The organism is Myceligenerans crystallogenes (genome assembly GCF_039529775.1).
Classification (GTDB): Bacteria; Actinomycetota; Actinomycetes; order Actinomycetales; family Cellulomonadaceae; genus Myceligenerans; species Myceligenerans crystallogenes.
Window position 1 is genome coordinate 186,158 of record NZ_BAAANL010000008.1, and the last position, 12,372, is coordinate 198,529.

Consider the following 12,372-nt stretch of genomic DNA (forward strand, 5'->3'; position numbering starts at 1 on the left):
TTCAGGCTGGCTTCAGGCGCCACGGGCGAGGCTGGGGTCACGACCTGAACGGCAGGTCGCCGTACCGAGAGGACCCCGCCATGACGAACCGCACCTTCCGCCGGCTCCCGATGATCGCCACGTCCCTGCTGCTGGCCGGCACGCTCGCCGCGTGCGGCACGGCGTCGGCCACCGAGTCGGACGACGCCGGCACGTCCGCGTCCCAGGCCGGGACGACGACGAGCGGCGACCGGGACGACGACCGCGACGACAGGGACGACCAGGACGAGCGCGAGGACCGTGACGAGCGGGACGACGACCGTGACGACCGGGACGACGACCGGGACGACCGGGACGACGACCGTCAAGGTCGCGACGACGACGGTGAGCGTGGCGACGACGACGGTGAGCGTGGCGACGACCGCAATGACCGGGACGACCGCGACGACGACCGGGACGACCGCGACGACGACCGGGACGACCGCGACGACGACCGCGAGGGTCGCGACGACGACAAGGACGACCACGGTGACCGTGACGACGACGGCCGGGACGACGAGCGTGAGGACCGCGACGACGACGGCGCGGGCAGCGACGACAAGGACGACGACCAGGACGACGACAGCGAGGACCGCGACGACGACCGCGACGACCAGCGCGACGACGACCGCGACGACGACTGACACCCGGTCGCGACGACGAGGTTCGCCGAGCGACAACGAGTTTGCCGGGCATCGCCCGAGAACCGATGACGGAATCCTCGTGGTCGCTCGGGGAACCCGCCGGGAGGGCGGACGCCGTCGGACGGTCCGATCAGCCGACGACGGCGCTGCGCTCTCCCGCGGGGCCGGCGACGTCGACCCGGTCGCCCGTGGTCAGCTGGCGCCCCCGGCGGGTCTCCGTCTGGCCGTTGACCCTGACGTCCCCGCCGACGACGAGCTCGCGCGCCTCGGCGCCGTCCTCGGCGAGGTTCGCCAGCTTGAGGAACTGCCCGAGCCGGATCGAACTGTCCCGGATGGGGACGCGCTCTGGTTCGGGCAGGGCACCTGGCTGGGGGTCACGGATACGCACCCGACCATCATCGCAGCCATGACTGACATCGCCCGGCAGAATTCGATCGATGCCGCCGGAGGGCAAACGTAGACTGGCCGCGTGATCCAGCGCATCGACCTGCGGGGGCGGGAGTTCGCCACCCCCGACGCACGCCGCGACCTGCTCGCCATCCTCCCGCGCGCCGAGGTGCGCGTGGACGACGCCGTCCGGGCCGTGGAGCCGATGCTGCATCAGGTGCGCGAGCAGGGCGCCGCAGCCCTGCGCGATCACGCCGAGCGGTTCGACGGCGTCCGGCCGGAGCACCTGCGCGTGCCCGCCGCGGCCCTCGCGACCGCGCTCGAGGGACTCGACCCCGCCGTCCGCGACGGGCTGACCGAGGCGATCCGCCGCGTGCGCGCCGTCCACGCCGCCCAGGTCCCGGCCGAGCACGTCACCGAACCCGCGCCCGGCGCCGTCGTGCGGCAGCGGTACGTGCCCGTGCGGCGCGTCGGGCTGTACGCGCCGGGCGGGCTCGCCGTCTACCCCTCCAGCGTCGTGATGAACGTCGTGGCCGCGCAGGAGGCCGGCGTGCCCGGCATCGCGCTCGCCTCCCCGCCGCAGAAGGACCACGGCGGGCTGCCCCACCCCACGATCCTGGCCGCCTGCGCGCTGCTCGGCGTCGAGGAGGTGTTCGCCGTCGGCGGCGCGTCCGCCGTGGCGATGTTCGCCTACGGCGCCGCGGGGTCCGAGCCGCAGGACGGCGCGACGCTGTGCGAGCCCGTCGACGTCGTGACCGGCCCCGGCAACGTGTACGTCGCCGCCGCCAAGCGGCTGGTGCGCGGCGTCGTCGGGATCGACGCCGAGGCCGGGCCCACCGAGATCGCCGTCCTCGCGGACGACACCGCCGACCCGGCGCACGTCGCCCTCGACCTGGTCAGCCAGGCGGAGCACGACCCGATGGCCGCCGCCGTGCTAGTCACCGATTCCCCGGAACTCGCCGACGACGTCGCGGGGCGGCTCGGCGAGCTCGCCGCCGCGACCAAGCACGGCCGGCGCGTCGCCACGGCCCTGGAGGGGCCGCAGTCCGCGATCGTGCTCGTGGACGACGTCGCCGCGGGCCTCGCCGTCGTGGACGCGTACGGCGCCGAGCACCTCGAGATCCAGACGCGGGACGCCGCGGCGCTCGCGGACCGCGTGCGCAACGCGGGCGCGATCTTCGTGGGGCCGTGGTCGCCGGTGTCGCTGGGGGACTACCTCGCGGGCTCCAACCACGTGCTGCCGACCGGCGGCACGGCGCGGTTCGCCAGCGCGCTCGGCGTGCACTCGTTCCTCAAGCCGGTGCAGGTGATCCAGTACACGGCGGACGCGCTGCGGGAGGTCGCCGGGAAGATCAGCGCCGTGGCCGACGACGAGGACCTGCCCGCGCACGGCGAGGCGGTCCGGGGGCGGTTTGCCTGACGAGTTCGGTCTCGTCGTGGTTCGTGCGGCGGTCTCCGCAATGCGCCGGATCGGCGGCGGCTTGGTGACCGGTTCGGCCGGGAGCTGTGAAGGGCCGACCTGAAACGCTTAACGTCCGGCGTGCCCTGTGGATGACTCCCGGGGTATGTCGGACTCCCGTGGAAGGATCGGGGCATGAGCCTGATCCCCGTGCCGCGCATCGACACCGAGTCGATCAAGCGACTCGTGGGCGGCGGCGCGTTCGAGCGGGGCAAGGCGTACCACCGCTCGGGCCACGTGGAGGACTGGACCTGGGACTTCGCGGCGCTCGCGATCACCGGCGTGGTCGCGGGCAACGCGCCGCACCCGTACGAGACCGTGATCCGGTACGCGGTCAGCAGCCTGGGCAGGTTCTCCGTCCGGGACACCGAGTGCAGCTGCCCGGTGGGCGCGTACTGCAAGCACGTGGTCGCCGTCCTGCTCGACGTCCTGGAGGACGACGGCGGCCCGGGTGAGGCGGCGGCCTCGCCGCGCCGGGCGGCCTGGCGCGGCTGGATGCAGCGCGTCACGTCGGCGCCCGCCCCCGCGCCACGGGAGGCCGCGCCGCCGGGTGAGCCGGAGCTGGCGCTCGGTATCCAGGTCAAGGACCGCGCCGACGGCATGGCCCTCCAGGCCAAGCCGGTGCGCCGCACGCAGAAGGGCACCTGGTCCAAGAGCACGGACCTCACGTGGGACATGGTGCGGTTCGGGTACGGCTACGGCTGGTCGGGCGGTGCCCGCGCCCGGGTGGACGGGCGGGTGGCCGCGTGGTTCGCCGATCTCGGCGAGCTGGGCGGGAACCGCTACGGGACGGGCGCGTGGCGCGACCTCGGCGACTTCGGCAGGATGCTGTGGCCGCTGCTGGGCGAGGCGGAGGGGCTGGGCATCCCCCTGGTCGGGGTGGGCCGCGGGGACGAGGTGCGCGTGGCGCCGGGATCGGCGATGACGCTCGAGCTCGAGCCGTCCGCCGGCGGCGCGCTGCGGCTCGCGCCGGCCGTGACGCTCGACGGCGAGCCGCCGGGGCCGGGATCGGTCACGGGCGCGGTGGGGGAGCACGGTCTGTTCGCGGTGACGCCGCGGGGCGCCGGCCGGCTGATCGTGCTGGGGCCGACGGCGGAACCGCTGAGCGAGGCCCAGCTCGACGCGATGGTGATGCCCGCGCTGGAGGTCCCGGCCGGGGACGTGCCGGAGTTCCTGACGGACTACTACCCGCGCCTGCGCAGCCGGGTGACGGTGCGCGCGGGCGACGGCCTGGAACTCCCGGAACGGGCCACGCCGGTGCTGGTGTGCGCGGCGGCGTTCGCCGGTTCGGCGTCGGCGAGCGTCACCTGGTCCTGGCAGTACGGCACGGGCGTGGCCGCGCGGCGTTACGCCGTCGGCGACCCGGACGGCACGGACCTGCGGGACGTCGCCCAGGAGTCGCGGATCGCCGCCGAGGCGTCCGCGGCCGTGCGCCGCAGCACGAGGTTCTCCGGGTTCCGGCTGGTGGGGCGGCACGAGGTGGGCGGGCTCGCGGTGCTGGAGCTGGGCACCGAGGTGCTCCCCGCGCTCGAGGCGGTGGACGGGGTGCGCGTCGAGACGCACGAGCGCCCCGAGTACACCGAGCTCGCGGGTGCGCCGGAGGTCGCCGTGTCCGCGACCGAGTCGGGGGACATGGACTGGTTCGATCTGGCCGTGACCGTGAGCGTGGCGGAGCGCCAGGTCTCGCTGCCGGTGCTGCTCGCCGCGCTGACCCGGGGCGACGACCGCGTCGTGCTGCCCGACGGCGCGTGGCTGCGCACGGACCACCCCTCCCTCGGGCGGCTGCGGGCGCTCGTCGAGGAGGCGGTCCGGCTCAGCGACCAGCCCGGGTCGCTCCGGCTGTCGCGGTACAACGCGAGCCTGTGGGGCGATCTGTCCGAGCTGGCCGACGTCGTCGAGCAGAGCGACGCGTGGAAGCGGTCGGTCGGGAACCTGCTCGCGCTGGCGGCCGGGCCCGGGGCGGCGGGGGATCTCGCCGGAGCCGATCAGGACGTGCCGCTCCCGACCGGGCTGAAGGCGGAGCTGCGGCCGTACCAGCGCCACGGGTACGCATGGCTGTGCTTCCTGGCCGAGCACGGACTGGGCGGGATCCTCGCCGACGACATGGGGCTCGGCAAGACGGTGCAGACCCTGGCCTTCCTCGCCCGCGCGCGCGAAGGGCTCGGCGGGCAGCCCGGCAGGGAACCGGGGGACCGGCCGTTCCTTGTCGTGGCACCCGCCTCCGTCGTGGGCAACTGGGTCGCGGAGGCCGCACGGTTCACCCCGGACCTGAAGGTCACCGCGCTGGCCTCCACGCCCGGACGCCTCGGCACCACGGTCGAGGAGGTGGCCGACGACGCCGACGTCGTGGTCACCAGCTACGCGATCTTCCGCCTCGCCCACGGCGAGTTCCGCGACGTCGACTGGAGCGGGCTGATCCTGGACGAGGCGCAGTTCGCCAAGAACCACGCCACCCGCGCCAACGAGACGGCCCGGCTGCTGCGCACCCCGTTCAAGCTGGCGATCACGGGCACTCCGATGGAGAACAACCTCATGGAGCTGTGGGCGATGCTCGCGATCACGGCTCCCGGGCTGTACGGGTCGGCGGGGCGCTTCCGCGAGGACTACGTGCGCGTGGTCGAGGCGGCGGCGAAGGACCCGGAGCTGGGGCAGCAGGCGGACGCGGCGGTGGCTCGGTTGCGCCGCAGGATCCGGCCGCTGATGCTACGGCGCACCAAGCAGCAGGTGGCCCCCGAGCTGCCGGAGCGGCAGGAGCAGGTGCTGCGCGTGGACCTCGACGCGAAGCACCGGGTGGTCTACGACCGGCACCTGCAGCGCGAGCGGTCCCGGATGCTGGGGCTGCTGGAGGACTTCGACACGCACCGGATCGCGATCTTCCGCTCGCTGACCATCCTGCGGCGGCTCGCCCTCGACGCGTCGCTGGTGGACCCCGAGGCCTACGACGCCGTGCCCTCGGCGAAGCTGGACGTGCTCACCGAGCAGCTGGCCGAGGTCGCCGCGGAGGGGCACCGGGCGCTGGTGTTCAGCCAGTTCACGTCGTTCCTGCGGCTGGCCCGCGACCGGCTGGCGGCCGCCGGCCTGGCCACGGAGTACCTCGACGGCTCCACCACGCGCCGCGCCGAGGTGATCCAGCGGTTCAAGGACGGCGACGCGCCCGTGTTCCTCATCTCGCTCAAGGCGGGCGGCTTCGGCCTCAACCTCACCGAGGCCGACTACGTCTACCTCCTGGACCCGTGGTGGAACCCCGCCACGGAGGCGCAGGCGGTGGACCGCACGCATCGCATCGGGCAGACCCGCAACGTCATGGTGTTCCGCATGGTCTCGGCGGGGACCATCGAGGAGAAGGTCATGGCCCTCAAGGAGCGCAAGGCCAAGCTCTTCGACGCGGTGATGAACGACGACGAGGGCGCGTTCACCGGCGGGCTGACCCCGGAGGACATCCGGGGGTTGCTGGAGGGCTGACGCCGGGGCGCCGCGCCGGCCCGGGCATCAGGTGTCCGGGCAGCTCTGCGATCGGTTGCCCCGTTGGGATTTCCGGGCATTAAACGTTTTCCACACTTCCCGCTCTGCAAACGTTTTCGTAGCGTGGCGGCGTCATCATCGATCGAAGGAGATCACCATGAACGTCGCACGCTCACCACGGCCTCCGACGCTGCCGGGCCGTACCGGATCGACCTCCCGCACCCGTGCCGCGCACGGCCGCCGGGTGCTCGCCGCGCTGGGCGCGGCGGTCTCGCTGCTCGCCGCGGGCGCGGTGACCGCGATGACCGCTCCCGCCGCGACCGCCGCCACGGGGTGCTCGGTGCAGTACTCCGTCGTCAACACCTGGCAGGGCGGCTATCAGGCGAACGTCTCGGTGACGAACCTCGGCGACGCGCTCTCCTCGTGGACGCTGGCCTGGACGTTCGCCTCGGGGCAGGGAGTCAGCCAGGCCTGGAACGCGACCGTGACCCAGAGCGGTACGCAGGTGACCGCCAGGAACGTCAGCTGGAACGGCGGCCTGGCCACGGGGCAGTCCGCGAGCTTCGGGTTCATCGGCTCCGGGGCGTCGTCGCCGGCGCCGGGCGGCTTCACCCTCAACGGCGTCGCGTGCACCGGTCAGGTCGGCGGCGGCACGCCGTCGTCGTCCCCGGCGACGCCGAGCTCCACCCCCACCACGAGCCCCACCCCGAGCCCCGACCCCACGACGCCGGGCTCGACCCCGACGACACCGGCGGGCGGCGGCGAGTTCGACGGCGCCGGCTGCGACGTCTCGGGCGACGGCCCCGGCTCGGACTCCCGGCTGCCGGACCCGTTCCTCGGCCTGAACGGCACGCGGATCGACCAGAAGTCGGACTGGCGCTGCCGCCGGGCCGAGATCAAGAAGCTCGCCGAGAACACGATCTACGGCGCCAAGCCCGGCAAGCCGGAGCGGGTGACGGGCACGGTGACGTCGTCGAACATCACCGTGAACGTGTCGCACCAGGGCAGGTCCTCGAGCTTCTCGGCGAGCGTGCAGACGCCGGGCGGCACCGGGCCGTTCCCCGCGGTGATCGTGTACGGCGGGTTCGGTGCGGACACGAGCACGATCACCGGGCAGGGCGTAGCCGTGATCAGCTACGACCCGACGAAGGTCGGCGCCGAGGGCACGTCGCGCGGCAACAAGCAGGGTGCGTTCTACGGCATCTACGGGGCGAACAGCAGCACCGGGCTCCTGGCGGCCTGGGGCTGGGGCGCGAGCCGCATCATCGACGTGGTCGAGGCGGCGGGTGGCGCGGTGCTGCGGACGGACTCGTTCGGTGTGACCGGCTGCTCGCGCTACGGCAAGGGCGCGTTCGTCGCGGGCGCGTTCGACCAGCGCATCGACCTGACCATGCCGATCGAGTCCGGGGGCGGCGGCTCGCCGATCCTGCGCGGGCTGGCGTCCGAGGCGGGCGCCCAGTCGCCGTCCTCGTCCTACGGTGAACAGCCGTGGCTGGGCGACGCGTTCGCCGGCTACCAGAACAACACGTCGGGGCTGCCCGTCGACACCCACTCGGTGATCGGCATGATCGCGCCGCGCGGGCTGTTCATCATGGAGAACCCGCACGTGGACTGGCTCGGGGCGCGGTCGGGCGCGAACGCGGCGCTGGCCGGGCGCGAGATCTACGCGGCGCTCGGCGTGCAGCCGAACATCTCCTACATCTCGAACGTCTCGGACGGCACGCACTGCGCCACGCGCTCCGAGTGGCGCACGCCGCTGCAGCAGAACCTGCAGGCGTTCCTGAAGGGGTCGGGCAGTGCGCCCGGCGTGTTCCAGGTCTCGTCGAGCAAGCCGGGCAACCTGAGCCAGTGGCGCACCTGGACGACGCCGAGCCTGAGCTGACGAGGTTCCCGGGTGCGGATTCCCGCATTCCGGGCAACGCCGAGGCAGTCGCTCTCCGTGGGGGGAGCGGCTGCCTCGGTGGCATCCGGCGGGCACCGCAGGCGGTCCGCAAGGGCACGGCCGGCCGGGCCCGCGTGTGGCAATCCCTCATGTGGGGCGGAGCGCGGCGTTGCTAGGGTCCCGAACAAATAGCCGCTGGATCGCCCGGCGGCAGCGGACCCCACCGAGGTGATTCCCATGAGATCCCGTCGTACGCCGTTTCTCGTCGCCGCCGTCGCGGCCGTGACTCTCGCCGCCGGGGCCGTCGTCGTCCCGGGGCTGGCCGGGCCCGCCGTGGCCGCGGAATGTGCGGCGACGGTGTGGGCCGAGGGTGGCTCGTACACCGCCGGGCAGAAGGTGACCTACCAGGGGCACACCTACACCGCGCTCGTCACGCACACCGCCTGGGCCGGGACGGGCTGGAATCCCCGGGACACGCCGTCGCTGTGGTCCGACGGCGGCGTCTGCGAGGGAGGGTCCGGGCCGACGCCGTCCGCTACCCCGACGCAGTCGCCCACCCCGACGACGCAGCCGACTCCCACCCCGTCGCCCACTCCCACGCCGTCGCCGACCGGGAGCACCCCGCCGGCGGGCGACTGCGGCGTGCAGGGGCGCCCGGCGGGCAAGGTGCTGCAGGGTTACTGGGAGAACTGGGACGGCGCCTCGAACGGCGTGCACCCGGGCATGGGGTGGATCCCGGTCGACGACCCGCGGATCTCCGGGCACGGGTACAACGTCGCGATGCTCGCCTTCCCCGTGATCCTGCCGGACGGGACCGTGAGGTGGGAGGACGGGATGGACACCGGCGTCGACGTGCCGACCCCCGCGGAGATGTGCGCCGCGAAGGCCGACGGCACGCGCCTGCTGCTGTCGATCGGGGGCGCCACCGCGAGCGTCGACCTGACCCGTGCGGCCGTGGCGGACCGGTTCGTCGAGACGATCGTGCCGATCCTGCGCGACAACCACTTCGACGGGATCGACATCGACATCGAGGCCGGGCTGACCGGCAGCGGCGACATCAAGACGCTGTCGACGACGCAGGCGAACCTCATCCGGATCATCGACGGGGTGCTCGCGCGGATGCCCGCGGAGTTCGGCCTGACGATGGCCCCGGAGACGGCCTACGTCACGGGCGGGAGCGTCACCTACGGCAGCATCTGGGGTGCCTACCTGCCGGTCGTCAAGAAGTACGCGGACAACGGCCGGCTCTGGTGGCTCAACATGCAGTACTACAACGGGTCCATGTACGACTGCCGGGGCAACTCGTACGCCGCCGGGACCGTGGCGGGCTTCGTCGCGCAGACGGACTGCCTGAACGCCGGGCTGGTGATCCAGGGCGTCACCATCCGCGTGCCGTACGACAAGCAGGTCCCCGGGCTCCCCGCGCAGCAGGGGGCGGGCGGCGGGTACATGGCGCCGTCGCTGGTGAGCCAGGCGTACTCGTCGTACGACGGGCAGCTGAAGGGGCTCATGACCTGGTCGATCAACTGGGACGGCTCGAAGGGCTGGACCTTCGCGGACAACGTCAGGGCGCTGCAGGGGCGCTGACCGGTTCATGGGGCCTGCGCTGTTGCGGCACCTCCCGGTTCATGCGGCCCGCGGCGTGGCGGCGGAACCTCTCGGTTCCCGCCGCCACGCCACTGAGCCCCGGGAGCGACGGCGCCGGGCATCGCGGCGGTGCCCGGTCCGACGCGGCGCCCGGTGCTCAGGCGGCCGGCCGGCGCCGGAACCTAGCGCACGGCCAGCACGAACGGGAGGACCTTGGCGGCGCCCGCCTCGCGGAGCAGGCGGGCGGCCACGGTCAGGGTCCATCCCGAGTCGGTGTAGTCGTCGACCAGCAGGACGGTGCGTCCCGGCAGGCCGCGCAGCGCCGGCTCGGCGAGCTGGAGCTGCAGGCGGCGGGCGACGCCCGCGAGGCGCATCGCCGAGTTCAGGTCGTGGCGCCCGGGCTGCTCCTGGCCGGGGACAGGGCCGATCGCCCCGATCATCGGCACGCCGAGGTAGGCCGCCAGGCCCGTGGCCAGGTGGTACGACAGCTGCGGGCGGGTCAGCGACCGGATGCCGACGACGCCCTCCACCAGCAGCCTGCCGGGTTCCGCGCCCGGCGACGGCGTCGCGTGATCGCCCGCGGCCGCGGCGAACTCCGCACGGTCGTCCGAGACCGGGCCCGCCGGCGCCGCCTCGTCGTCGTCCGGGCGCTCGCGGAGGTCCGGCCACTCGTCCAGCACCCGGGCGGCCGCACGCCGCAGCGCGACCGGGAGCTCGCCGTCGGGCGTGCCCGGCGCGAACAGGTCGCGCAGCGGGCCGGACCAGCCCAGGCCGTCCAGCCGCGCGACCGCACGACCCGGCTCGGCCTGCTGGCCGGCGGGGATCTTCCCGTGCAGGTCCAGGCCGAGCGTGGACAGGCCGCTCGGCCACATCCGGCGCTCCTCGACGGCGACGCCCGGCCGGTCCATCTCGGCCCTCGCCTCCGTGACGGCCTCCGGGTCCGGCGGCTCGGGCAGGTCGACGCCGCCGCACCGGTCGCAGCGCCCGCACGTCCAGCCGGGCCGCAGGTCGGGGTCGTCGAGCTGGGCCCGCAGGAACGCCATGCGGCATCCGGGTGAGGCGACGTAGTCGACCATCGCCTGCTGCTCGGCGGCCCGGGTGGCGGACACGCGCTCGTAGCGCTCGCGGTCGTACGCCCATTCCCGCCCGGTCCACTCCCAGCCGCCCTTGACGCGGCGGACCGCGCCGTCGACGTCGAGCACCTTGAGCATCGTCTCCAGCCGGGAGCGCTTGAGGTCCACGTGCGTCTCCAGGGCCACCGTCGACAGGGACGTGCCTGCCTGGCGCAGTGCCTCCAGCGTGGCCCGCACCTGGGACTCCGCCGGGAACGCCTGCGAGCCGAACCAGTCCCAGATCGCCTTGTCCTCGTGCCCGGGAAGCAGCACCACCACCGCCTGGTCGACACCGCGCCCGGCGCGGCCCACCTGCTGGTAGTAGGCGATCGGGGAGGCCGGCGCCCCGAGGTGCACCACGAACGCCAGGTCCGGCTTGTCGAAGCCCATCCCGAGCGCGGATGTCGCGATCAGGGCCTTGACGCGGTTCTCCTTGAGATCGGACTCGAGCTGCTCGCGCTGCGTCGGCTCGGTGCGGCCCGTGTAGGCGGCCACGGCCAGGCCCGCCGTGCGGAGCTGCTCGGCGATCTGCTCGGCCGCCGACACCGTGAGGCAGTAGACGATGCCCGACCCCTCGACGTCCTGCAGCGCCTGCGCGAGCCAGGCCACCCGGGTCGGCTGGTCGCCGAGCTCGAGCACCGCCAGGTGGAGGGACCTCCGGTCGAGGCCGCCGCGGAGCACGAGCACCTCCTGGTGCGCCTCGGCGGAGCCGCCCGTCACGCCGAGCTGCTCGGCGACGTCGTCGGTGACGCGCTGGTTCGCGGTCGCCGTCGTCGCCAGCACCGGGATGCCCGGCGGCAGATCGGCCAGCAGGGTGCGGATGCGCCGGTAGTCCGGCCGGAAGTCGTGCCCCCAGTCGGAGATGCAGTGGGCCTCGTCGATCACGACGAGCCCGGCGTCCGCCGCCAGCCGCGGCAGCACCTCGTCGCGGAACGCCGGGTTGTTCAGCCGCTCCGGCGAGCAGAGCAGCACGTCCACCGTGCCCGCCTCGATGTCCGCGTGCACCTGCTCCCACTCCGTGACGTTCGCGGAGTTGATCGTCACGGCGCGGATCCCCGCGCGCTCCGCGGCCGAGATCTGGTCGCGCATGAGGGCCAGCAGCGGCGAGACGATGACCGTCGGCCCGGCGCCGCGGGCGCGCAGGAGCTTCGTCGCCACGAAGTACACCGCGGACTTGCCCCACCCGGTGCGCTGCACCACCAGGGCGCGGCGGCGGAACGCGGCCAGGGCCTCGATGGCGCGCCACTGATCCTCGCGCAGGGCGGCGTCGTCGCGCCCCACGAGCGTCCGGAGCGCGGCCTCCGCCTCCTGGCGGAGCTCCGAGCCGGGCTCGGCGGCGACGACGACGGGATCGGGGAGCCCGGCGCCCGGCGCCTCCGGAGCCGGCTCGGTGACGGCGGACGAGGCCACGGCGCCGCCCGGCGCGGCGTCCTCGTGCCCGGCACCTGACGGATCGGCGGCCTCGCCGGGAGGGCTCTCGTGCCCGGCGCCGTCCGCCGCACCCCTGCCCTTGCCCCGCTTGCCCTTGTCCCCCGGCGTGATCCCGGCCACACCCGTCTCGTCGAGCATCCCGCGCAGCATCTTCAGCCGGGCGGCCTGCGCCTCGGGCGTGTTCCGGGCCGACGGCGGCGGCGCGGGGTCGCCGAACCCGTCGAGGAAGGCCTCGTCGGGCGGCTCCTCGGCGCTGAACGGGAGGTCTGCGAAGGGATCGTTGGTCACGGTAGCGATCGTAGGTGCGACCACCGACATTCGTCGGGGTGCGGCCCCGCCGCCTGTGGAAAACTTCTCGGCGGGGTCCGTCCCGCCAGGTCATGGCGTCGC

The 12,372-nt window shown here is 74.0% G+C and carries 7 protein-coding genes; 5 read left to right on the forward strand and 2 right to left on the reverse strand.

Features of this window, described 5'->3' with window-relative positions; all coding sequences use genetic code 11:
* The first annotated feature begins 80 nt into the window (after positions 1–80).
* Positions 81–662 carry a hypothetical protein gene (locus ABD208_RS18040; RefSeq protein WP_344105636.1) on the forward strand — a complete coding sequence of 194 codons (582 nt, stop codon included), beginning with the start codon at positions 81–83 and terminating at the stop codon, positions 660–662.
* A gap of 130 nt (positions 663–792) precedes the next feature.
* Here the strand turns inward: ABD208_RS18040 and ABD208_RS18045 are convergent, their stop codons facing one another.
* Positions 793–1,050, reverse strand: a complete 258-nt coding sequence (locus ABD208_RS18045; RefSeq protein WP_344105638.1) for an RNA-binding S4 domain-containing protein — start codon at positions 1,048–1,050, stop codon at positions 793–795.
* Between the two features lie 81 nt (positions 1,051–1,131).
* Here ABD208_RS18045 and hisD point away from each other — a divergent pair, with 81 nt between their 5' ends.
* The 4 genes from hisD (at position 1,132) to ABD208_RS18065 (ending at position 9,439) form a co-directional block, all read left to right on the forward strand.
* Positions 1,132–2,469, forward strand: a complete 1,338-nt coding sequence (gene hisD / locus ABD208_RS18050) for a histidinol dehydrogenase (RefSeq protein ID WP_344105640.1) — start codon at positions 1,132–1,134, stop codon at positions 2,467–2,469.
* 174 nt (positions 2,470–2,643) lie between these two features.
* Positions 2,644–5,970 (forward strand): DEAD/DEAH box helicase, encoded by a 3,327-nt coding sequence (locus ABD208_RS18055; protein ID WP_344105642.1) that lies wholly within the window; start codon positions 2,644–2,646, stop codon positions 5,968–5,970.
* A 157-nt stretch (positions 5,971–6,127) separates the two neighbouring features.
* Positions 6,128–7,852 (forward strand): cellulose-binding domain-containing protein, encoded by a 1,725-nt coding sequence (locus ABD208_RS18060; RefSeq protein ID WP_344105644.1) that lies wholly within the window; start codon positions 6,128–6,130, stop codon positions 7,850–7,852.
* Positions 7,853–8,089: 237 nt separating this feature from the next.
* On the forward strand, positions 8,090–9,439 hold the full coding sequence (locus ABD208_RS18065; protein ID WP_344105646.1) for a carbohydrate-binding protein: 1,350 nt from the start codon (positions 8,090–8,092) through the stop codon (positions 9,437–9,439).
* 182 nt (positions 9,440–9,621) lie between these two features.
* On the opposite strand, the gene ABD208_RS18070 is transcribed toward ABD208_RS18065, so the two are convergent.
* Positions 9,622–12,270 (reverse strand): RecQ family ATP-dependent DNA helicase, encoded by a 2,649-nt coding sequence (locus ABD208_RS18070; RefSeq protein WP_344105648.1) that lies wholly within the window; start codon positions 12,268–12,270, stop codon positions 9,622–9,624.
* Positions 12,271–12,372: the final 102 nt, after the last annotated feature.